The organism is Haloferax sp. Atlit-48N (assembly GCF_003383015.2).
Lineage (GTDB): Archaea > Halobacteriota > Halobacteria > Halobacteriales > Haloferacaceae > Haloferax > Haloferax volcanii.
In genome coordinates this window covers 676559-698442 of sequence record NZ_CP137689.1, presented here as the reverse complement: position 1 = coordinate 698442, position 21884 = coordinate 676559, and the positions used below count along the sequence as shown (strand labels likewise).

Annotated in this window: 23 protein-coding genes; 13 read left to right on the top strand and 10 right to left on the bottom strand. The window is 69.2% G+C overall.

Annotated features, from left to right (window positions below):
- Positions 1 to 22 precede the first annotated feature (22 nt).
- From DEQ67_RS03865 to DEQ67_RS03850, 4 genes are read right to left on the bottom strand one after another with little or no spacing between them, the layout of a single operon-like run.
- Positions 23 to 1786, bottom strand: a complete 1764-nt coding sequence (locus DEQ67_RS03865; RefSeq protein WP_115802265.1) for a pilus assembly protein — start codon at positions 1784 to 1786, stop codon at positions 23 to 25.
- Positions 1780 to 3762 carry an ATPase, T2SS/T4P/T4SS family gene (locus tag DEQ67_RS03860; RefSeq protein WP_115860291.1) on the bottom strand — a complete coding sequence of 661 codons (1983 nt, stop codon included), beginning with the start codon at positions 3760 to 3762 and terminating at the stop codon, positions 1780 to 1782. Before DEQ67_RS03860 ends, DEQ67_RS03865 begins: the two co-directional genes overlap by 7 nt.
- 32 nt (positions 3763 to 3794) lie before the next feature.
- A complete protein-coding gene (locus tag DEQ67_RS03855; protein ID WP_115802263.1) occupies positions 3795 to 4256 on the bottom strand; it encodes a DUF7311 family protein in 462 nt (153 codons plus the stop codon).
- Positions 4253 to 4879 (bottom strand): DUF7310 family coiled-coil domain-containing protein, encoded by a 627-nt coding sequence (locus DEQ67_RS03850; RefSeq protein ID WP_004064881.1) that lies wholly within the window; start codon positions 4877 to 4879, stop codon positions 4253 to 4255. The genes DEQ67_RS03855 and DEQ67_RS03850 overlap by 4 nt, the downstream gene beginning before the upstream one ends.
- 121 nt (positions 4880 to 5000) lie before the next feature.
- On the opposite strand from DEQ67_RS03850, the gene cetZ2 reads away from it, so the two are divergent.
- Positions 5001 to 6083 carry a tubulin-like protein CetZ2 gene (gene cetZ2 / locus DEQ67_RS03845; protein ID WP_004064883.1) on the top strand — a complete coding sequence of 361 codons (1083 nt, stop codon included), beginning with the start codon at positions 5001 to 5003 and terminating at the stop codon, positions 6081 to 6083.
- 205 nt (positions 6084 to 6288) lie between these two features.
- Complete coding sequence (locus DEQ67_RS03840) at positions 6289 to 7398, top strand: glutamate-cysteine ligase family protein (RefSeq protein ID WP_115891347.1); 1110 nt, start codon at positions 6289 to 6291, stop codon at positions 7396 to 7398.
- Positions 7399 to 7413: 15 nt separating this feature from the next.
- Here DEQ67_RS03840 and DEQ67_RS03835 read toward each other — a convergent pair whose 3' ends face one another.
- A complete protein-coding gene (locus DEQ67_RS03835; protein ID WP_004064887.1) occupies positions 7414 to 8763 on the bottom strand; it encodes an alkaline phosphatase family protein in 1350 nt (449 codons plus the stop codon).
- 254 nt (positions 8764 to 9017) lie between these two features.
- Here DEQ67_RS03835 and DEQ67_RS03830 point away from each other — a divergent pair, with 254 nt between their 5' ends.
- From DEQ67_RS03830 to DEQ67_RS03820, 3 genes are read left to right on the top strand one after another with little or no spacing between them, the layout of a single operon-like run.
- Positions 9018 to 9458 carry a DUF5788 family protein gene (locus tag DEQ67_RS03830; protein ID WP_004044195.1) on the top strand — a complete coding sequence of 147 codons (441 nt, stop codon included), beginning with the start codon at positions 9018 to 9020 and terminating at the stop codon, positions 9456 to 9458.
- Positions 9455 to 11203: a DNA polymerase/3'-5' exonuclease PolX gene (gene polX / locus DEQ67_RS03825; RefSeq protein ID WP_115891348.1), complete on the top strand. Its 1749-nt coding sequence runs from the start codon at positions 9455 to 9457 to the stop codon at positions 11201 to 11203. Before DEQ67_RS03830 ends, polX begins: the two co-directional genes overlap by 4 nt.
- Entirely contained in the window at positions 11200 to 11766 is a 567-nt protein-coding gene (locus DEQ67_RS03820) for a Mut7-C RNAse domain-containing protein (RefSeq protein ID WP_004064891.1), read from the top strand. Before polX ends, DEQ67_RS03820 begins: the two co-directional genes overlap by 4 nt.
- A gap of 53 nt (positions 11767 to 11819) precedes the next feature.
- Here DEQ67_RS03820 and DEQ67_RS03815 read toward each other — a convergent pair whose 3' ends face one another.
- On the bottom strand, positions 11820 to 12812 hold the full coding sequence (locus DEQ67_RS03815) for a DUF7139 domain-containing protein (protein WP_115802259.1): 993 nt from the start codon (positions 12810 to 12812) through the stop codon (positions 11820 to 11822).
- Positions 12813 to 12983: 171 nt separating this feature from the next.
- Here DEQ67_RS03815 and DEQ67_RS03810 point away from each other — a divergent pair, with 171 nt between their 5' ends.
- The 3 genes from DEQ67_RS03810 (at position 12984) to DEQ67_RS03800 (ending at position 14480) form a co-directional block, all read left to right on the top strand.
- Complete coding sequence (locus DEQ67_RS03810; RefSeq protein WP_004064895.1) at positions 12984 to 13265, top strand: DUF5789 family protein; 282 nt, start codon at positions 12984 to 12986, stop codon at positions 13263 to 13265.
- A 2-nt stretch (positions 13266 to 13267) separates the two neighbouring features.
- On the top strand, positions 13268 to 13939 hold the full coding sequence (locus DEQ67_RS03805; RefSeq protein ID WP_004044200.1) for a CPBP family glutamic-type intramembrane protease: 672 nt from the start codon (positions 13268 to 13270) through the stop codon (positions 13937 to 13939).
- 85 nt (positions 13940 to 14024) lie between these two features.
- The gene (locus DEQ67_RS03800) at positions 14025 to 14480 is read left to right on the top strand and encodes a DUF302 domain-containing protein (protein WP_115891349.1); all 456 of its coding nucleotides are present in this window, start codon (positions 14025 to 14027) and stop codon (positions 14478 to 14480) included.
- Positions 14481 to 14512: 32 nt separating this feature from the next.
- Here DEQ67_RS03800 and DEQ67_RS03795 read toward each other — a convergent pair whose 3' ends face one another.
- From DEQ67_RS03795 to DEQ67_RS03785, 3 genes are all read right to left on the bottom strand, one after another.
- A complete protein-coding gene (locus DEQ67_RS03795; protein WP_199522541.1) occupies positions 14513 to 14686 on the bottom strand; it encodes a hypothetical protein in 174 nt (57 codons plus the stop codon).
- Positions 14687 to 14721: 35 nt separating this feature from the next.
- Positions 14722 to 15984, bottom strand: a complete 1263-nt coding sequence (nreA, locus tag DEQ67_RS03790; protein ID WP_006600604.1) for a DNA repair protein NreA — start codon at positions 15982 to 15984, stop codon at positions 14722 to 14724.
- Positions 15985 to 16067: 83 nt separating this feature from the next.
- On the bottom strand, positions 16068 to 17048 hold the full coding sequence (locus DEQ67_RS03785; RefSeq protein ID WP_013035638.1) for a transcription initiation factor IIB: 981 nt from the start codon (positions 17046 to 17048) through the stop codon (positions 16068 to 16070).
- A 118-nt stretch (positions 17049 to 17166) separates the two neighbouring features.
- On the opposite strand from DEQ67_RS03785, the gene rnhA reads away from it, so the two are divergent.
- Positions 17167 to 17760, top strand: coding sequence for a ribonuclease HI (rnhA, locus tag DEQ67_RS03780; RefSeq protein ID WP_004064903.1), 594 nt, complete (start codon positions 17167 to 17169; stop codon positions 17758 to 17760).
- A complete protein-coding gene (locus DEQ67_RS03775) occupies positions 17753 to 18313 on the top strand; it encodes a DUF7108 family protein (protein ID WP_004064905.1) in 561 nt (186 codons plus the stop codon). Before rnhA ends, DEQ67_RS03775 begins: the two co-directional genes overlap by 8 nt.
- A 35-nt stretch (positions 18314 to 18348) precedes the next feature.
- Here DEQ67_RS03775 and DEQ67_RS03770 read toward each other — a convergent pair whose 3' ends face one another.
- On the bottom strand, positions 18349 to 18708 hold the full coding sequence (locus tag DEQ67_RS03770) for a PadR family transcriptional regulator (RefSeq protein ID WP_004044207.1): 360 nt from the start codon (positions 18706 to 18708) through the stop codon (positions 18349 to 18351).
- 336 nt (positions 18709 to 19044) lie between these two features.
- On the opposite strand from DEQ67_RS03770, the gene DEQ67_RS03765 reads away from it, so the two are divergent.
- The 3 genes from DEQ67_RS03765 (at position 19045) to DEQ67_RS03755 (ending at position 21842) form a co-directional block, all read left to right on the top strand.
- Positions 19045 to 19578 (top strand): inorganic diphosphatase, encoded by a 534-nt coding sequence (locus DEQ67_RS03765; protein ID WP_004044208.1) that lies wholly within the window; start codon positions 19045 to 19047, stop codon positions 19576 to 19578.
- Positions 19579 to 20095: 517 nt separating this feature from the next.
- Positions 20096 to 21004: a rhomboid family intramembrane serine protease gene (locus DEQ67_RS03760; RefSeq protein WP_115891350.1), complete on the top strand. Its 909-nt coding sequence runs from the start codon at positions 20096 to 20098 to the stop codon at positions 21002 to 21004.
- Between the two features lies 1 nt (position 21005).
- The gene (locus DEQ67_RS03755) at positions 21006 to 21842 is read left to right on the top strand and encodes an endonuclease V (protein ID WP_115891351.1); all 837 of its coding nucleotides are present in this window, start codon (positions 21006 to 21008) and stop codon (positions 21840 to 21842) included.
- The last annotated feature ends 42 nt before the right edge of the window (positions 21843 to 21884 follow it).

Genomic DNA, 21884 nt, shown 5'->3' with positions numbered 1-21884 from the left:
CTCAGCACGAACTCGCGGCGGCTCAGACGAGCGTCCCCGCGGCGGCGAACGCGACGGCGAACGTCGCCGTCGCCGACACGAGCGCGCGGCCGACGCGGGAGGCCACGAGGTGGCGGTCGAGGCCGTGTTCGACGCCGACCGAGAGCGTCGTCAGAATGACCGCCGAGAGGAGGACGTACGCGCCGACGGCGAGTCCGAGGTCGGCGGTCGAAAGCGGCGTTGCGACGGCGGTCTGGTCGAGCGTCTTCGCGGGGGCCATCCCGTCGGCGAGCGCGACGGTCGCGCCGGCGACGAGCGGCCCGAAGACGGCGGCCGTGTTCGACAGCGTCTCCGTGACCGAGGCGAGTTCGCGGCGGGCCTCGGCGTCGAGTCGGGACAGCGCGGAGAGCTGGTCGGCCATCGAGACGATGGCGCGGCCGGCGGGGCGGCCCTCGCTGGCGGCGAGGCCGAGGAGCGTCGCCACGCCCGCGACCCGGGGGCTCGGCGTCGATTCGAGGACGCCGTACTCGCCGCGGAACGACTCGACGACGCCCACGCGGAGGCGACGCTGGACGCCGACGGCTTCGTCGAGCAGGTCGCCGGTTTCGCCCGGGACCGAGGTCGCCGCGCGGGCGAGCGCGGATTCGACGGCTTCGCCCTCGCTGACGGCGCGTCCGACGAGGTAGAGCGCGTCGGGGAGGCCGTCTTCGACCGCGCGGACGCGGGCTCTGAGCGCCACGACCGGGCGGGCCGCGACGAACAGCGCGGTTCCGGTCCCGAGGCCGGCGGCGGCGAGCGGCGCGAGCCACGGTGCGACGAGCGCGTCGGCGGCGACGAACCCGACGATGCCAGCGACCGCGCCACCGGCGACGCCGAGGAGTCGGTGGTCATCGACCGCGGGGTGGGACGCATCGACCGAGAGCGGCGCGAACGCGACCGGCCGGCGGACGAGCACCCACCCGACGGCGGCGAGGAGGCACGCGGGAAGCGCCACGTCGTAGACGAATGCGACGTGCGCGGCGGTGACGCCGACGCCGGCGACGCGGGCGGCGGGGAGCGCGCCGACGAGCGCGAGCGGGAGCAGGACGCCGAAGGCGTAGACCGCCGTCACCGGCCCGCGGACGGAGCCGACGAAGTCGGCGAGGCGGTCGCGGGTTCCCTCGCGAACGACCTCGTGGGCGCGGTCGAGGGCGCGGTCGCGCTCGCCGGCGGGAACGTCCGCGGCGGTCTGCAAGAGCGCGGTCGAACGGTCGAGCGCCGGGAACCACGCGCGCCACGCGTCGGCGAACGCGGAGAGTCCCGCGGTCGGCGTTCCGCGGGCGCGGTCGGTGTGCGCGGCGAGCGAGGTCGAAAGCGGGTCGTCGCCGCCGCGCGCGGCGAACGCGCTGGCCCGCTCGACGGAGGGCTCGATGCGCATCCGAAGCGCGATGCGGCCGACGAGTTCCGGCGCGTTCCCGAGCGCCCGCGTCCGGCGGAGCGTCGCCAGCCAGACCGGGAGCGTGTGAACCGCGTGGGTCGCGCCGAGCGCGGCCGCGAGCGCGACGAAGACGACGGTGACGGTCGGAAGTCGAGCGACGAGCGCGACGAGTCCGCCGAGCAGTCCGGCGGGGAGCGCCGCGCCGTAGCCCGCGGCGACGACCGTCTCGGGAGCGAGGTCCGAATCGAGAAACGCGAGCGAGCGGCGGAGTTCGTCGCTCGGCTCGGCGTCGATGGAGTCGGGCGAGAGCCGCGCGAGCGTCGTCGCGGCCGTGCGGACCGCCGGATTCGAGTCGGGGTCCGCGGGCGCATCCGTGTCCGGGTTCAGCATCTCGAACCACGCTCCGCGCGGGCCGCGGCGAGGTCGTCTGGAGCCGTCCGCTCCGTCTCGGCGAGCGAGGCGAGGTGAGTGGCGCGGGCGTCGAGCGCGTCGAGCACGTCCGCGTACGACTCGCCGGGGCGGGCCAGGGATTCGACCGCGAGGCTGTCGCCGCGCGCGACCGACCCCGTGGGTTCGAGGGCGCGCCCGTCGTGTTCGAACAGCGTCTCGAACGCCGCGTCGTCGCCGACGGGGCGGACCTCTTCCACGCGGGCGACGCGGTGTTCGTCAGCGTGTTCGCAGGTGACGACGAGGTCGGTGGCGGCGAACGACGACGCCGGGACGCCGAGGTCGGAGACGACGCGCTCGCGCACGTCGGCGGCCCCGTCGCCGTGAATGGTTCCGAGGACCGCGTTGGCGTTCGCGCCCACGCGCATCGCCTCGTAGAGGACGGCGGCCTCCTCGCCCCGGACTTCGCCGAGCGCGAGCGCGCCGTCGCCCAGTCGGAGCGCCGCGTGGAGCGCCTCCTGCGGCGTCGGCTCCGGGCCGCCGGTCGTGTCGGTTCGGAGCGACTGTACGTCGCGGTCGGCGTCAAGCAGGCTCGACGCCGGCAGCTCCGGCGTGTCCTCGATGAGCACCGTGCGAACGTCGCGCGGGAGTTCCCACAGGAGCGAGCCGAGGAACGTCGTCTTGCCGGCCCCGCGGGAGCCGGCGACGAGGAGCGAGGCCCCGCGTTCGACCGCGAGCGAGCAGAGCGCCGCGGCGTCGGCCGACAGCGTCCCGTTGGCGACGAGCGCGGGGAGCGTCAGCGGCGTCTCGTCGTGGCGGCGGAACGCGAAGCCCAGTCCGTCGCTGGCGGGCGCGGTCACGCCCGCGACCCGGACGTTCGCGCCGCCGGCCTCGACGACGGTGTCGAGCGTCGGGTCGGCGCGGGAGAACGACGCGCCGCTCACGCGTCGCAGGCGGGAGGCGAGCGACTCCGCGCCGCCGGGCGCGAGGCGGACGTTCGTCGGCATCGAGACGCCGTCGGCGACGACGCGAATCGGGTTCTCGTCGGCGGGCGTCGAGACGTACACGTCCGAGACCGCGGGGTCCGAAAACAGGTCGTCGAGAACGCCGTTACCCGTGGTGTGCTTCGCCAGAATCGCCGCGAGCGTCTCGACCGGGGCGTCCGCGTCCGCGGCGAGTCGGACGGCGCGACCCGGCGCGCGGGGGCCGGCGTCGACGATGCCGCGGGCGAGTCGGTCGTGGGCGGCTTCGAGGGTCCGCGCGGCGCGCTGGTCGAGCGTCGATTCGGGCGGCGTGAGATGGTAGACGGGGCCGCGCGGGCACTCGTAGCGGCGGGCGACTGCGCCGGTGTCGAGGTCGGTCGCCTCGACGAGCCGCCCGTCGGCCGGTGGACGGGGGTCGACGCGAGAGCGTGCGAGCGTCGGTCCGACCACCGCCCGGAGTGCGTCGCCGTAGTCGGCGCTTCGGGACGCGCCCTCCGCGAGCCCGGTCTCGACGGCGGCGCGGCGGACCGGCCCGGCGCGACCCGTCGCCTCGTGGGCGGCTCCGAGCGGGTCCTCGCGGGCGCGGTCTGCGAGGCGGTCGTCGCGGAAGCGGACGCGCTCTGCGAACCGGCCGGCGGCGACGAGCAAGCCGGTCGCGTCGGCGTCGTACCGGCGTTCGAGTCCGTCGGCGCGGACGACGAGTCGGTCGGCGTCGCGGGTTTCGAGCGCCTCGACGACCGCCGCGCGGCAGGGGGCCGAAGTCGAGAGCGACCCGCGGTGCGGGCAGTCGCCGGCGTCGACCGCGAGCGTCACGGTGTCGTCGTCGGGGCGGTCGGTGGGCGTCGAGAAGGCGGGTTCACAGCCGCAGTCGCCGGCGGAGTCACGGGAGTCGCGCTGGCTGCCGGTCGCGTCGGCGAGCCGGTCGCCGAGCGCGTCCGGGAGCGCCGCGGCGACGGTTTCGGAGAGGGAGTCGATGGAAGGTGAGCCGAGGGGCATACGGGGTCGTGGTCCCGTCCGGGTATTTGAACCTACGCCGCCGACTGGTTGGCCGTCGCGGGGGCGATGACGACGACAGAACCGCCCGCAGCGGCTTCGAGCGTCAGTCTGAGTCGATGCTCGCCCGGTCCGAGGGCGAGTCGGTCGCCGGCGACGCGAGTCCGAGGACCGCCGACGCGACGGACGACAGTCGAGCCGGTGGTGACACTCGCCGACAGTTCGACGCCGTCGCCGCCGCGAACCGTGAGGTTGGAGACACCGGCGGCCCGCCACGACCCGGACGGAACGTCGAGGACGACGTGCCGCTGCGCGCCCGCGACGCCGGCCGGCGTCGGGTCTTCCGCGGCCGAAAGCGTCGTGGCGGCGTGCGCGATATCGTCGGCCAGCGAGCCGATTTTGACCGTGGTCGCGTCCGCTCTCGCCGCGTCGGCCGCCGGGAAAACGACGCCCGCGATGGCGACCGCGAGCAGACACGTCAGAACGACGCGAATCACAGCGCGTCGCGGAGGCGGGCGGCCAGTCCACGGTCGGCGGAGTCGCCGCGGGAATCGGTGGGTGCGCCGGAATCGGGAGCGGCGCGAGACTCGGGTGAGGGGGTGGCGGTGCCGGTTCCGAGACCGGTCTCCGCGGCGCGCTGGGAGCCACTACCGTCACCACCGTCGGTAGTCCGTCCGGCGTGCGACGCCGCTTCCGAGGCGAGCGCGTCGGTCGACCGCGAGGGCGCGGGCGACGCCGTCTCGTCGACGAGTTCCGATTCGAGCGACTCGGCCTTGGCGAGCGCGGCGTTCGCCCGGCGTTCGACGTCTTCGTTGACCGCGCGGACGCCGCCGAGGTAGCCGCGCATCGCCTGCGTCGCGGCGTCCATCTCGTCGAGGCGGTCGGTGAGCGACTCGACCGCCGATTCGAGTTCGGTGACCCGGCGTTCGATGGCCGCGAGGTCTTCGAGCGACGAGAAGTCGGCGTCGCCGTCGGTGATGGTGCGCTCGACCGCGTCGAGTCGCGCGGCGAGGTCGGCGGTGCGGTCGGCCGTACGGTCCGCCGCGGGCGGGGCGCTGGAAGCGGGCGAACCGAGTTCGGTGTCGACAGCGGCGTCGGAGCGAGTTGGGTCGGTCGTCATAGACCGGCGTGGTCCCGCCATCCGTCATAAAGCTCCGGGCCAGCACCCGAGTCGAACAGCCAGATGAGATAACAGTCCCCATGTGAGGAATGTTCAAGGGGGTCGCCGGAGTGAATCATGTATGAAAACCGTCCTGATTGGTGTGGGGCAGGCGGGTGGGAAGCTCGCGTCGGCGCTCCAGTCGTTCGACCGGCAGATGGGCTTCGGCGCGGTGCTCGACGCGGTCGCGGTGAACACCGCGAAAGCGGACCTCCAGTCGCTTCCCGTCGAAACCGTGCTCATCGGCCAAGACCGCGTCAACGGCCACGGCGTCGGCGGCGACAACGAACTCGGAGCCGCGGTCATGGAGTCGGACCAGACCGAGGTCATGTCCGCCCTCGACGGCCGCGTGACGGCCGAGGCGGAGTCGATTTTCGTCGTCGCCGGCCTCGGCGGCGGCTCCGGGTCCGGCGGCGCGCCCGTCCTCGCGAAGGCGCTCGCCGGCGTCTACGACGTGCCGGTGTACGTCCTCGGCATCCTGCCCGGGGCGGACGAAGGGGCGCTGTATCAGGTGAACGCCGGCCGGTCGCTCAAGACCGTCGCCCGCGAGGCCGACGCCGTCCTCCTCGTCGACAACGACGCGTTCCGCTCGGCCGGCGAATCGATGAGCGAGGGCTACGACGCCATCAACGAGGCCATCGCTCGCCGCGTCGGCTTGCTTCTCGCGGCCGGCGAAGCCACCGAGGGCGTCGGCGAGAGCGTCGTCGACACCTCCGAGGTCATCAACACCCTCCGTTCGGGCGGTATCGCCGCGCTCGGCTACGCGAGCGCCGAGGCCTCCCCGAACGCCGAGGACAACATCAACGCGGTCATGAGCACGACCCGCCGGGCCGTCCTGACGGGGACGAGCCTGCCCGACGCGAGCGACGCGGACGCCGCGCTGGTCGTCATCGCCGGCGAGCCCGACACCATCCCGCGGAAGGGCGTCGAGCGAGCGCGTCGCTGGGTCGAAGACGAGACCGGCAGTATGCAGGTCCGCGGCGGCGACTTCCCGCTGGAGAGCGGCCGACTCGCGTCGCTCGTCCTCCTCGGCGGCGTCGAGCGCTCCGAGCGGGTCGAGTCGTTCATGGAGCGCGCCCGCGAGGCCATCGACAAGGCGGAGACCGAACCCCGAGAAGACCCCAAAGGGATGTGGCACAGCGACGACCTCGACGACCTGCTGTGACAACCGACCCCTGTCGTTTGCGACACGAACGACCAACAAACGAGTCATTTTAAAGACGGTTGTCCATCGATTCCGCGACGACTGCCCAGTCTGCGAATACTTTTTCCGTCTCCCTTCCCATCCGTGGTATGTGTTAACAATATCTTCTCTCGGGGGCGCGAAACGATGCACGTGAGAACTGACTCGGCACAACGCCGGAGTCGCCATGTCTGAGTCGGCCTCGGACCCGCTCCGGCGAAGTATCGAAGTCGAGTACTGGGTCGTCGAGGAAGACGGGTCGTTCACCGACCCGGGTGGGCTCGTCGACGCCTCACCCGGGGCCGAACGGGAGTTCGTCGAGCCGGTGTTGGAGGTGAAGACGACGCCGTGCGACTCGGCGGCCGAGTTGCGCAAAGAGCTGTACGAACGGCTCGGCGACGTGCTCTCGCGGGCCGAGGAAGTCGGCAAGCGACTCGTCCCGCTCGCCACGCCGGTCAGCGACGAGACGGTGACGGAACTGGAGAGCGACCGGACGCGCATCCAGAACCGCGTCGTCGGGTCGGACTTCCAGTACGCGCGGCACTGCGTGGGGACGCACGTCCACGTCGAACAGCGCCCCGGCCGCGAAATCGACCAGTACAACGCGCTCGTGGCGCTGGACCCCGCGCTGGCGCTCGTGAACTCCTCGCCGTACTACGACGGGAAGCGGTTGGCGGCGGGCGCGCGGTCGAAGCTGTACCGCCGGATGACCTACGACGACGTGCCGCATCAGGGTCGGCTGTGGCGCTACGCCGACGACACGCGGGAGTGGTCGCGCCGCCTCGAACGCCGGTTCGAGGAGTTCCTCGTGCGCGCCGAGGAGGAGGGCGTCGACCGGGCGACCATCGAGGCGAACTTCGACCCCGAGAGCGCGATTTGGACGCCGGTGCAACTCAGGGCCGAGTTCGGCACGGTCGAGTGGCGCTCGCCGGACTGTTCGCTCCCGAGCGACGCGCTCAGGCTGGCGAACAGCGTGGGCGACGTGGTACACCGTCTCGACGACGCGACGCTCAGAATCGAGGGCGAGACGGGGCGCGTGACGGACGACCGGGTCGTGCTCCCCGAGTTCGACGCGGTGCTCCGGTACGTCAACGCCGCCATCGAGGACGGCCTCGACTCCGAGACGGTGCGGTCGTATCTCGACCGGATGGGGTTCGACGTGGGTGCGTACAGCCCGGTGTCGCACGAAATCGACGGCCGCGAGACGGTCACGGCCGCGGAGGCGCGGGAGTTGCGACTGACCCACGCCGACCGGCTCGAACGGGACGTTCGGAACGCGGTCCGGCAACGAGAGTGAGAAACCGCCGACCGCTTACTGCTGGATGAGGCTCGCGCCGTCGAGTTCGGTGCGGCTGTACTCGACGTCCATGAGGTCGAGGATGGTCGGGGCGATGTCGTAGAGGTCGGCGTCCTCGATGACCGCGCCGGGGTCGTCGACGTACAGCGTCGCGTTGTCGAACGAGTGCATCCCGTTACGGGGGCCGACGCCGAACACGTCGTCGTGGCCCTTGAAGCCGGACTTCAGGTCGAAGCCGTGGTTCGGGATGACGACGAGGTCGGGGGCGATGTCGTCGTGGTCGCCGCGGAAGGCGTCTTCCTTGACGACGACGCGGTCTGCGACCTTGTTGCCGTCGGGACCTTCGAGCGCTTCGAGTTCCGCCTTGAGTTCGTCGCGGACCGCCTCGTACTCGGACTGCGGGACCGACCCCCGTGGCTCGCGGCCTTCGAGATTGACGAAGAAGCGGCCGGGGATGAGCGAGTACGCCTTCGAGTCCTCGTCGATGTCCGACAGCGCGTCGTGGTCGTCGTCCTCGTAGGAGAGCCAGCCGTTCTCTTCGAGCCACGTGTTGCAGTGGACCTCGTAGTCGAGCGAGGTGAAGCCGTGGTCGGACGCGACGATGAGCGTCACGTCCTCGGGGAGGGCGTCGCGGATGCGGCCGAGGTAGTCGTCGACGGTGCGGTAGAACTCCATGAAGGCGTCTTTGTTCTTCCCGTCGCGCTCGTAGTCCTTGAACAGGAAGTGGTTGACGCGGTCGGTCGTCATGAAGACGCCGAAAAAGAGGTCCCAGTCGTCCTGGTCGATGTAGTGCTCGAACGCCTCGTAGCGCCGGTCGAGCGTCTTCCGGGCGTCCTCCATGAACGCGGTCTTGTCCTCGTCGTGACCGAGCTTCGCGTTCACGTCGATTTTGTAGTTCATCTCGGAGAGCGTGTCGCGGAAGTCGTCGGGGTAGGCGGCCTTGTCGACGCCGGGCGAGAGGAAGCCCGAGACCATGCGCTGGACGTTGCGCTGGGGCGGGAACGTCACGGGGACGTTCATGACGGTGGCCTTGCGGCCGGCGTCGGTGACGCGGTCCCAGACGCGGGTGGCCTGCACGTCGCGTCCCATCGGGACGTACGTGTCGTAGGAGCCGACCTCGCGGTCTTGGAAGCCGTAGACGCCGGTCTCGCCGGGGTTGACGCCGGTCGTGAGCGCCGGCCAACACGCCGAGGACTCCGGCGGGACGATGCTGTCGATGTCGCCCGCAGAGCCCTCGTCGGCCAGCGCCGCGAAGTTGGGGAACTCGTCGGGATGCTCAGAGAGGAGAGTGAACGGAACCCCGTCGATACCGATGAAGGCGACGCGGGGGTGGTCTTTGCCGCGGAGACGGTCGAACAAACCCATACCTCACGGTATCCAAGACGAACCATAAGAAGGTTCGTCTCTCCGCCGGGGCTTGCGACGAGAGACGACGGAGACGCGGCCGCTGTCGGAGAAAGCGGCGAATCTCTCCGGGCGACCGCGGGGCGCTGGCCCGTCGATGACCTGTCAACGTCGAAGCAGGCCCGCAGGAACGACGACGCCGGACGCGTGGCCCAGTCGAGGCACACACCGAACCGGGCGAAGGAGCGAAGTGCCGCGCGGGACAACGACAGGACGTGAAGGAGTTCGAGCGTAAACAGCTCTTGGAGCGCGTCAATCGGGAGGGTGCGACCGTCGGCACGCAGATTCCCGACCGCATCGAGGTCCAAGGCGAGGAGATAGACCTCAGGCAGTTCGTCTTCGAGATAAAGCGTCGCGACACCATCCCGTCGGGGGAGAAAGAGCGCGTCGACCGGGCGAAGCGGAACCTCCGCCGCGAGCGCCTCGAACGGCTCCAACGAATCGAGGACAACGAGGTGAGCTACGACGAGGGGCGGCGACTGGCCGAGGACATCGTCGGCATCGACCGGGCGCTGAACGCCCTCGAACAGCTTCGGCCGGTCGACCTCGAACAGGAGGAACACCGCCAGAACGCCGCGGACCAGAAGCGCTGGATGAACTTCCTGAAGAAGGCGCTGGGCCGCGACGGCGGCAAGGGCAAACGGGGCGGCCGATGAGCCGAAACGACGAGATAGCGACCCTGCTGGAGGAGTTCGCCGACCTGCTGGAGGCGAAAGACGTGGCCTACAAGCCGTCGAGCTACCGCCGCGCCGCCGAGAACGTCCGCGAGCACCCGACGCCCGTCGAGGAACTCGCGGAGGCGGGCGAAGACGCGGTCCAAGAAATCGACCGCGTCGGCGACGCCATCGCCGCGAAAATCGTCGAGTACGTCGAAACGGGACGCATCGAGGAGTTGGAGGACCTCCGCGAGGACCTCCCGGTCGATATGGCCGGCCTGACGAGCGTCGAGGGCGTCGGCCCGAAGACGGTCGGAAAACTGTACGAGGCGCTCGGCGTGTCCGACCTCGACGACCTCGAAGCGGCCGCTCGCGACGGGGAGATACAGGCGGTCAAGGGGTTCGGCGCGAAGACGGAGGCGAACATCCTCGACGGCATCGAGTTCGCCCGCGAGGCGACCGGCCGCGAACTGCTCGGGAGGGCGCGGCCCGTCGCCGACGACCTGCTCACGTACCTCGGTGACTACGACGCCGTCGGGCGGGTCGAACCCGCGGGGTCGATGCGGCGGTGGCGCGAGACGGTGGGCGACATCGACGTGCTCGCCGAGAGCGCCGACGCCGAAGCCGTCATCGACCGCTTCCTCGCGTGGGACCTCGTCGGCGACACCATCGAGGCGGGCGAGCAGAAGGCGAGCGTCCGGGTGAACGGGATGCAGGTCGACCTCCGCGTCGTCGAGCCCTCGGAGTACGGCGCGGCGCTCCAGTATTTCACCGGGAGCAAGGACCACAACGTCCACCTCCGCAACATCGCCATCGACCGCGGCCTCAAGATGAACGAGTACGGGATGTTCGACATCTCGGACGTGGACGACCCCGACGACGGCCCGCGGGCCGGCACGCGCGTCGCCGGCGACACCGAGGCGTCGATGTACGCCGCGCTCGACCTCCCGCTCGTCCCGCCGGAGCTACGCGAGGACACCGGCGAAATCGAGCGCGCCGCCGACGGCGACCTGCCGGACCTCCTCGCGGAGGGCGACCTCCGCGGCGACCTCCACACCCACACCGACTGGTCCGACGGCGACAACAGCATCGCTGAGATGGTCGCGGCCGCGGCGGAACGCGGCTACGACTACCACGCCGTCACCGACCACGCCACCGGCCCCGGCATGGTCGGCGGCGTCGGCGTCGCGGACGACGACCTGCTCGACCAGATTGCCGAGGTCCGCGCCGTCGCCGACGACGCCGACATCGCGGTGTTCACCGGCGTCGAGGCCAACATCGACGCCGAGGGCGGCATCTCCGTCGCCGACGACGTGCTCGACCAACTCGACGTGGTCGTCGCCTCGCCCCACAGCGCGCTCGACCAGGACCGCGAGACGGCCACCGAGCGACTCGTCACCGCGATGGAACACCCCGCGGTGAACATCCTCGGCCACCCGACCGGTCGGCTCATCAACCAACGGCCCGGCCTCCCCCTCGACTACGAGCGACTCGCGGAGGCCGCCGTCGACAACGGCGTCGCGCTCGAACTCAACGCCAGCCCGTACCGTCTCGATCTGAACGGCGAGGCGCTCAAAATCGCCGTCGAGGCGGGCGCGACCGTCGCCATCGACACCGACGCCCACCGACCGGGTGAACTCGACCACGCCCGCTACGGGGTCCACACGGCCCGTCGCGGCTGGGTCGAGACCGCTGACGTGCTGAACGCGCGGTCGGTCGAGGAACTGTCCGACTTCCTCGCGTGACCGACGACGTTGGAGCCGGCCACCCCGGCACGGTCGCCTCGGGCGTCGAGCGAGCCGCGCCCGGCGACACGGCGCTCCTTCTGGACGTGATGCTCGGCAAACTCGCCACGTACCTGCGGATGTGCGGCTACGACGCCGAATACGCGCTCGACGGCGGGGACGAAACAGAAGACGGAGCGGACGGAGCGCGCGACCCCCGAACCGACCCCGGCGACGACAACCTCCTCGCGCGGGCGGACGCCGAGGGGCGCGTCCTCCTCACCCGCGACGTGCGACTTGCCGAGCGAGCCCCGCGGAACGTCCTCCTCGCCGAGCGGGAACCACTCGCGCAACTCCGCGAACTCGAAGCGGTCGGCTTCGCGGTGTCGCTGGACGAGGAGCCGTCGCGGTGTGGCGTCTGTAACGGCCGCGTGGAGGCGGTCGGCCGCGACGAGCCGGTTCCCGACTACGCGCCCGACCCGGGGGAGACGGCGCTGTGGCGGTGTCGGGACTGCGGGCAGGTGTTCTGGCGCGGGAGCCACTGGCGCGACGTGGAAACGAGATTGAACGGCGGAGAACAGTAAGCGGAAACGGTCGGGGCGGTCGGGTCAGACGGGCCGTCCGAGTCGTCGACAGACTACTCGCGGCGGCGCGGGAACCACTCGTCGCAGGCTTCCATGTCCTGCATCATCTCGTCGTGGGCCGCGCAGTAGGGCTTGAGCCCGTCGGAGGTGCGGACGTACTCGAAGTACGTGCAGTTGCCGCAGTAGCGGTCGCCGACGGTGGCGTTCGCCGGGCGGTCGGCGTCGGGGTGGTCGGCCGCGCCGGCCGGCGAGCGCGCGGACTCGGTGGACTGGACGGTGTCGACGCCGGAGCGGTTCGTCGCCGCGCCCGCCGAGCCCGCCGACTGAGTCGCGTCCGCCCCGTCGGACGAGGGCGACGCCGAGGGCTCGACGTCGAGCGGGGTGATGTCCTGCGTCGACGCGCCGCCGTCGGTCGCGCCGGCGCTCGCGGTCGAGGTCGACTGGTTCGTCTGCGTCTGGACGTCGCCGTCGGGCGTGCCGCCGAGGAAGCCGATGCCGCCGAGTCCGCCGCCGCCGGAGTTCTCGACTTCGACGACGCGGGTCTCGCCCTTCTTCGTCACCTGCACCGTGGCCGTGCCGCCCGGGTCGTTCCGCGTCTTGAAGTTGGCGACGCCGACGAACAGACACCAGAACGTCGTGACCGTGCCGAAGAAGTAGACGGCGACGGTTTCGAGCGTGAGGTCGGGGAGGCCGGCCCCGCAGGTCGCGCCGGTCCACTGGCACGGGTACGCGTGCGAGAAGAGCGCGACGCCGAGGACGGCGATGCTCGCGCCGATGAGCGACGCGGCGCGGGTTCGACGGCTCGCGGGGAGGACCGCGAGGACGCCGAGGAAGACGGCGGGAACGCCGATGCCTCCGAGGATGCCCCCGAGTTCGCGCGCTTCGCCGAGGGTCGCCCCGCCGGACGTGTACACGTCGGTGGTCGCGACGACGATGCCCGCGACGACGAGCAGCACGCCGAGGAGGAACCCCCCGAATCCCAGGGACAGCCGTCGGAGACTCGGCCCGCCCCGGCCACCGTGGTACGCCTCCGAAAGACTGGTCATGGCCCCGACTACGAAACCAGCCCCTAAAACGATGCGTCAGACGATTGTCTGCTTCTCGACACGTCGCGGGCTATCGATATCGGCGCGTCGTCCCGTCGGCGCGCCGGCGGTGCGTCGCGGTCGCATGCGAATCTCGAAGGGATTATCATGCGCGGTGGCTAACCCTCGCGCATGGCTGACGAGGAAGCAGACGAGGAACCCGCCGTCGAACTCGGCACGGGCGCGTCCGTCGAAGGTGCGCCGCTCGCGCGCGTCGCCTCCCGACTGACGTGGCCCCAAGAAAAGAGCAGCATCCTGAACAAAGAAGGCGACGCGGTCATCCGCACGCCCGACGGCCCCCAGAGCCTCGAAGACGTGCTCGCCGAGGCCGACGAGACCTACTTCGACACGCGACAGGCCTTCCTCGACGACGTGTTCGACATCGTCGGCCGCGACCCGGTCCAGACGGAATAGCGGTGTTACGCCGCCGGCTCGCCCGCCTCCCGTGGCTCTACCGCGCCCTCATCGTCGGGGGCGTCGTCGGGGCCGCGTGGAGCCTCTGGCCGCTTCCCGCCGGCGACCTCACCTACCGCGCGGTCCACGACGCCCTCCTGTTCATCCTCGTACCCGGAGCGCTCGCGCTCGCCCACGGCCGAAACCTCGGCTGGAACGTCGACCGCGCGGCGCTCCGAAACACGCTTTTGCTCGCGCTGTTCGTCCTCCCCTTCTACCTCGTCGGGTCGAGCCTGCCGTCGATTCGGGCGTACTACCCGATGTGGCACACCTCGACCGCGCTCGCTGACTTCCTCCCGCACGCCGCCCAGCAGCTGCTCGTCGTCGTCGCCGCCGAGACGTACTACCGCGGCCTGCTCTGCGTCGGCGTCCGAGAAATCGGTCGGAAGAGCGCCCTCATCAGTCCGATTCTCTACGCGTTTCACCACGTCGGCAAACCCCCGATAGAGATTCTCCTGTCGGCCCCGACGGACGTGCTGTTCGGCCTCGTCGACTACGAGAGCGACTCGATTCTCCCCTCCATCGTCGCCCACGGCGGCGGCCTCATCCTCTTGGACTGGCTCGTGCTCCACCCGCCGCTGTTCCCGCCCGAGCGAGTCGCCACGGCGCTCCAGTGGCTCCCGATTCCGCTATGAGCGACGGCGACGGCGACGGCGAGTTGGTTATGTGAGGTAGGCACACTACCATACCTTTTCCTCGCCGGAGAGTCAAGAGAAGTGCATGGCACTCCCAATCGACCCCAGCGCCATCAGACCGGAAGACATCGGCGAGGAACGCGTCGTTCTCGAGATGGAACACGAGGCGGCAATCGAGCGCGTCCGCGAGGCGTTCACCGACGCCGGGTTCGGTGTCGCCACCGAATTTTCGCCCTCCGAGATGCTCAACGAGAAGGTCGACGCCGGCCGCGACCCCTACTACGTCCTCGGCGCGTGTAACCCGAACATGGCGGACCGCGCGCTCGACGCCACCGACAAGAAGATGGGCGGGCTGTTCCCGTGCAACGTGGTCATCTGGGAGGAAAAGCCGGGTAAGCAGGTCGTCTACCACCTGAGCATCATGCGCGTCGCCCGGCTCATCGGCATCGCACCCGACGACGACGAGATGGCCGACATCATCGCGGACACGGGCGAACTCGTCGAACAGGCGCTCGCCAACCTCGACGCGGCCGACGCGTAGGCGAGATACCGAGCGCCCTCGGGTGGCTCGACTTACACTCCGTCTCGTGCGTCGAGCGCGTCCGCGATGCGCTTCACGTCGCCGCGAATCTTGTACAGCAGATACAGCGCGACGAGCGCCGCGATTACGGGGAGGAGCGCGAAAATGCCGTAGATGAGGATGATGATGAGCAGTTCGGGACCGCCGGGAACCTGTAACGGAACCATGCGAGAACGTATCGCCCGGCTGTCAAAATAGTTGCTCAGGCGAAGTCGAAGATGTCGGTCTGGAGACCGGCGGCCATCGTGGACTTCCGGCGGAGGTCCGCGAGCGACACCGGGAGGTACTCCGTCACGTCGCGGACGGCGTCACCGAACGTCTCGGCGTCGGCCATCTCGCCCTCGAAGGCGTGGCGGATGGACTCGCGTATCTGCCAGACGCCGACCGGCCCCCAGTAGTCGTCGGAGACGTGTCTGATGACGAGCGCCTTCGCCTGTCGACCGCGCTCTTGGAGGTGTTCGAGGACGCCGAGGCGGGAGGCGTGGTACGCGCCGGCCGTCTCGTTCACGTAGCCGGTCCGGCCCTCGTAGCCCTCGCGGTCGGCCGCGAGGTACATCCCCGCCTCGGGGTCGGGGTTCCAGACGCTCCCCGGCGCTTTCAGCTCGATGAGTTCGAACTCCCAGCGCCCCGGCGCGAGGATGACCCAGAAGGCGTTGCCGATGAACTCGTTGCGGTAGATTTCGACGCCGTCGACGCTCTCTGCGTGTTTGACCTGCCCGCGGAGGTACTGTCCGAGCGTGTCGTCGACGGCGGTGATGGACCACCGCGTCGGGACGAGCCGGCGCTGTTCGGTCTGGCCGAGCGCGCCCGCAGAGAGGATGGTGTTGATGTCGTACACGTCGAAGCCGCGGCGGTAGAGATACGTCATCGCGCCCTCGGCGTTCCAGTCGTCGTCTTCGAGCGTCTTTTGCACCAGTTTGGGGACGTGCGGGTTCTCCGCGAGGTCGGCCGACCGGGCGCGGGCCCGCGGGCCGACGGGGGTCGCCACGTCGTCGGCGCTGGCGTCGAGGTCGAGCGACGGCTTCCCGTCGAGACCGATTTCGACCGTCACGGGACGGTCGGCGATGGCGACCTCGCGTTGCGTCCCGAGGAAGCCGTCCCACGAGTCGGCGACGTTCGTCACCTTCGTCCCGCGATTCGAGTTCAGAAGCGAGGTGCGCCGCTGGAACACGTCGTCGATGCTCACGCCCTCGTCGTACCACGCGGCGCTCGTCTCGAACGAGGCGGCGTCCTCGTCGTGGCCGACCGGCGAGAGGATGCCCGTCGAGACGTTCGGGTAGTTCGACCGACCGACGAAAATCGACGGGGAGACGCCGCCGTACAGCGAGTCCCCCTGCACCGTCTCCTCGAACCGGTCTTGGAACGTTTCGAGGTGGTCGAGGATGCCGTAGGACTTCTCCTCGGCGAGTCGCCGCCGCTCGGCGCGCTCGTCCCGCTCGATGTCCATGTACTCGTCGAGCCGCATTCACCGGACGTGGGTCGCCCGCGGATATGAACCTTCGGCGACGGGTCCGGATCAGAAAGGGATGCGACTCGCGCGGGCGACCGTCAGGTGTGGATGCCCATCGCTTCGATCTGTTCTTGGTAGCGGTTGCGGATGGTGACCTCCGTCACCTGCGCGACCTCCGCGACCTCGCGCTGGGTCTTCTTTTCGTTGCAGAGAAGCGACGCGGCGTAGATGGCGGCGGCGGCGAAGCCGGTCGGCGACTTCCCGGAGAGAAGCCCCTGTTCCGCGGTCGTCTCGATAATCTCGTTGGCCTTCGACTGGACCTCCTTCGAGAGGTCGAGTTCGGAGGAGAATCGCGGCACGTACTTCTTGGGGTCGACCGGCCGCATCTCCAAGCCGAGTTCTTGGGAGATGTAGCGGTACGTGCGCCCGATTTCCTTGCGCTCGACGCGCGACACCTCGGAAATCTCTTCGAGGGAACGGGGAATTCCCTCCTTCCGACAGGCGGCGTACAGCGCCGAGGTGGCGACGCCCTCGATGGAGCGGCCGCGAATCAGGTCCTCGCTGAGCGCCCGGCGGTAGATGACCGAGGCGACTTCCCGGACCGACCGGGGGACGCCGAGCGCCGAGGCCATGCGGTCGATTTCGCTGAGGGCGAACTGGAGGTTGCGCTCGCCGGCGTCCTTGGTCCGGATGCGCTCTTGCCACTTGCGCAGGCGGTGCATCTGCGACCGCTTCTTCGAGGAGATAGAGCGGCCGTAGGCGTCTTTGTCCTTCCAGTCGATGGTCGTCGTCAGCCCCTTGTCGTGCATCGTCTGCGTGGTCGGCGCGCCCACGCGCGACTTCGACTGCCGCTCGGAGTGATTGAACGCCCGCCACTCCGGGCCGGGGTCGATGCGCTCTTCTTCGATGATGATGCCGGTCTCCTCGTGAATCAACTCGCCGTCGCCGGTCCGAACGACTTCCTCGGGGTCGAGGTTGTCGAGGTCCAACTCTTCTTCGGATGTCTCGTCGTCCTGTGACTCGTCTCCCCATCGAGTCCGGTCGTGCTCACGCTCCCGCTGGCGGGTAGGCCGTTTCATCGCATTTATATATTGTCTATTTCCTTGCACTTCAACCTTTGGCGGCGTTCGTCGGTGTGTCACCGCGGCCGCAACGACGAACGGAGCGCCTTTACCGAGTCCCCGGCGAGGTGACGGTATGCCGACCGTCGAGTGCGACCCCGACGAAGCCCGACGACGACTCGAAGCCGCGGGCGTGTCCGTCTCGCCCGGAAACACCGACCACGAGCGCTGGCGCGCCGAGCGCGGCGACGCCAGCGCGGTCGCCTACGACGGGAAAGTCGTCGTACAGGGGTCGCGGCCCACCGACCTGCTCGCGCTCATCCGGCCGAAAGGCGGTCGCGCGCACGTCTACTTCGACGGCGCGAGCCGGGGGAACCCCGGACCCGCCGCCATCGGCTGGGCCATCGTAACGAGCGACGGCATCGTCGCCGAGGGTTCGAAGCGAATCGGCGAGACCACCAACAACCGCGCGGAGTACGAGGCGCTCGTGGAGGCGCTATCGGTCGCAGAAGAGTACGGCTACGACGAGGTGGACGTGCGCGGAGACTCGCAGTTAATCGTCAAGCAGGTCCGCGGCGAGTGGAACACGAACGACCCCGGGCTCAAAGAGCGCCGCGTGAAGGCCCGAGAGCTGCTGTCGGCGTTCGACCGCTGGTCGCTGGAGCACGTACCGCGAGAGATAAACGACCGCGCCGACTCCCTAGCCAACGAGGCCCTCGACGATGCCTGAGTCAGAACTCCCCGAAGACGTGGTTTCCGAAGCCGAGCGGCTGACGCGACTGGCCCGCGACGCCGTCGACCCCGACGAGGCCGCGGCGTATCGGTCCGCCCGCGACGACGTCGTGGGCGAGTACGAGTTCCGCGCGCGACACCGCGAGGAAGACGACGTGTTGGTGCTCCACCCCGACGAGTGGGTCGACGACGACGGAATCGTCGACCCGGCGGAGATAGACGACGTTGACCGCGGAATCGAACGCCCGCTGTCGGGGACCGGCGAGGACCACGAGTGGAGCGCGGTCGAAGAACACAACGCGGCGTGCGTCGCGGCCGTCGCCGAGGAACACGGCGCGGCCCACGCGGCGAACGCCCGGGCGTTCGCGGACTTCCTCGGCAACCACTACGTCCGGCGAATCGAGACAGCCGGCGCTCCAGAGGTGCGCGAGTTCGTCGAAGAATATTATCCACGCAACGCGTGGCCGACCGCTGAACAGCGGTCGTTGTTACCGGAGTCGCTCGAGTTGCTCTTCGACGCCGCAGACGCCGAAGTGCCCGAATACAACTGAGCGAACCCCGCGGTTCGTGCGGTGGACGCAGCCGATTACAGCTTGTTTTCGACGAGTTCCGAGACCATCTCGGCGCGCTCGTCGTCGGTGACGAACTTCGCGAGCATCCAGTCGAAGCGGTCGAGGACCGCCTGGAGGCCGTCGTCGGTCAGTTCGTACTGGTTCGTCCGCTTGTCGAGTTCGCTTTTCTCGACGAGACCCATCTCGACGAGGTCGTCGAGGTTGGGGTACAGACGCCCGTGGTTGACCTCGGTGTCGTAGTACGATTCGAGGTGACGCTTGATAGCCAGACCGTACATCGGCTCCTCGGCGAGAATGACGAGGATGTTCTGTTGGAACGCGGTGAGGTCCCGAGCCGCACCGGATTCGTTGCCAATTGTTTGTGCCTCTGACATGCATATGGAAATGTCATCGGCCTATTTAAACTTTGTCAACGCGCAGTCTGTTTCACTACCAATCGAGGTACCATTATACGAAGAAATCGGGGCGGAGCGGACACGAGTGGCGAGTATTGCACACAGACGAGCCACGGGTGAGAACCGAGAGACAGCGCGCGGGAGTCGAGCGGTCATACCCGGGGAATATCTCACACGCATAGCGGTAACGTCGCGGGGTTCTGTCGATAATACCTCTACATATAGAGGGGTTCAAAGCCGCCGACGAAATCCGGACGACGGCGATACGAGACTAATCCCGAAAGGACTTTTGCCCGTATCGAGGATGGATTCGGTATGGTGAACCTCTGGGAAGATATGGAGACCGGCCCGAACGCGCCGGACGAAATCTACGCAGTCGTCGAGTGCCTCAAAGGCGAGCGCAACAAGTACGAGTACGACAAGGACATCCCCGGCGTCGTCCTCGACCGCGTGCTCCACTCCAACGTCCACTACCCGTCGGACTACGGCTTCATCCCGCAGACGTACTACGACGACGAGGACCCCTTCGACGTGCTCGTCCTCGTCGAGGACCAGACGTTCCCCGGCTGCGTCATCGAGGCGCGCCCGGTCGCGCTCATGAAGATGGACGACGACGGCGAGCAGGACGACAAGGTCATCGCCGTCCCCGTCGAGGACCCCCGCTACGACCACATCGAGGACCTCGACGACATCCCGCAGCAGACGCTCGACGAGATTGACGAGTTCTTCGCGACCTACAAGAACCTCGAAGCCGGTAAGGAAGTCGAGACGCTGGGCTGGGAGGACAAACAGGCCGCCAAGGACGCCATCGAACACGCGATGGACCTCTACGAAGAGAACTTCGCGTAAGCGACTTCAACCACGCGCTTTTTTCGACGCCGCCTTCGACCGAGAGCCGCCGCGCCCGTCCGCGGCCCCCGAGAACCGTCCGGGCAGGAGACCGACCGCCGTCGTCGCCACAGATACCCGACAGTTATGGCCGGCGCACCGACCGATGAATTATGCGCATGGGTAATCTTTAGTCCCTGTGTCGGCTACGTTGGGACGAGTATGGCAGCCAAGCAACCCCGCCTCGGGCTTCAGCACCCGACCGTCGTTCCCACGAACTTCACGCCCGCCGACGAGGCGGCCGAAGACGCCGACGAAGCGTCCGACGAAGACGCGTAATCTCGCATTTCTCGCGCGACGACTGCCGAGAGCGACAGCGTCGCCCGCGCCGACGAGAGACAACAGTCATCCTGGAAACCGGCTATTCCGGCCGCCTGGGGCGTCTGCGGTTCGAATTCGTCTCCTAACCAAGAGGTGCGTCAACACGCCCCATCTATGAGGGAACCCCTTTTTATCTCGCCGCCGTAAGGCGTTGGTAATGCCTATCTGCGACGTGTGCGGCAAAGACGAGAGTCTGCCGTACCGCTGCTCGCGGTGTGGCGGGACGTTCTGTTCCGAACACCGCCTCCCCGAGAACCACGACTGCACGGGGCTCTCCGACTGGGACGACCCCGCCGGCGTCTTCGATAGCTCTTTCGACGATTCCGTGAACAATGAGGGCGGCCGCGGCGGCGGCCTCTTGAGTTCGCTCACGGGCGCTGGCGGCGTGTTCGGCTACTTCCGCGGGAACGTCACCTACCTGTTCCTCGCGCTGATGTGGCTCACGTTCTTCTCACAGCTCGTCTTAGAGCAGTTCCTCGGACTGTCCGACCTCTCGATTAGCGCCTTTTACCTCACGAGCATCCACCCCGAGTACGTCTGGACGTGGGTCACCTCGATATTCGCCCACGGCGGCTTCTACCACATCGTCGGCAACTCCATCGTGCTGTTCTTCTTCGGCCCGCTGGTGGAGCGCTACGTCGGCTCGCGGAAGTTCGCGGCGCTGTTCCTCGTCAGCGGGATGCTCGCCGGACTCGCGCAGGTCGGCTCGTCGATGCTCCTGTCGCCGGGGAGCCTGAGCGCCGTCGTCGGCGCGAGCGGAGCCATCATGGCCGTCCTCGGCGTCTTGACGGTGCTCAATCCGGGGCTCCGTATCTACCTGTACTTCATCATCCCCGTGCCGCTGTGGCTGTTCACGCTCGGGTTCGCCGGCATCTCGGTGTTCTTCTTCGTCAGCCAGAGCGCCGACGGCATCGCCCACTTCGCGCACCTCATCGGGCTCGTCATCGGCCTCGCCTACGGCCAGCGCGTGAAGGGTCGCCGGAGCGTCCCCTCGCAGATGTCGCTCGGCGGGCGCGGCCCCGGCGGTCCCGGCGGTCCCGGCGGCCCCGGCCGCGGTCGGTTCTGAGATGCGGCCGGCCCGTCCCGACCTCGCGCCCCGCCCCGGCCTCTCGCGCGACGAGATGGAGTCGCTCCAGCGCCGCGTCGCCGAGACGGCCGTCTTCGCGGACGACCTCCCGTTCGACCCGGCGGCCGTCTCGCTCGCGTCCCCCGAGACGGAGCACCAGACGCTCGCGGAGGCGACGGCGCTTGACGCCGACGCCGACGCCGCCGCCGACTCGCCGCCGCTCGTCGCCGGTATCGACCAGTCGTTTCTGGACGACCGCGCGCTGAGCGCCGTCGTCGTCCTCCGCGGCGGCGAGGTTGTCGAGCGCGCCCACGCCGTCTCCGACCTCGAGTTGCCGTACATCCCCGGCCTGCTCTCGTTCCGCGAGGGCGACCCCATCCTCGACGCGCTCGCCGAACTCGACTGCGACCCCGACCTGCTCGTCTTCGACGGCTCCGGGCGCATCCACTTCCGGCAGGCCGGGCTCGCCACCCACCTCGGCGTCGTCTGCGACGCGCCGAGCATCGGCGTCGCCAAGTCCCTCCTCTGCGGGACGCCGGACGAGGACGTGGACGGTCGGCCGGAGGGCTGGCGAACGCCGATTCGCGCCGACGACTCGGTCGACGCCGTCGGCGGCCACCCCGCCGGCTCGGAGACGACCATCGGCTACGCCTTCCAGTCGCGGCAGTACGACTCGCGGCCCGTCGTGAACCCGCTGTACGTCAGCCCCGGCCACCGCCTCTCCGCGGCGACGACAGTCGACCTCGTTTCCCAGCTGTCGGGGTCGTACAAGCTCCCCGAGCCGACCCGACTGGCCGACGCGTACGCCGACGAGGCGAAGGCCCAGTACGAAGACTGAGACGATTCCGGGAGGTGTCGCGGCGGGCGACAACCCCAATCG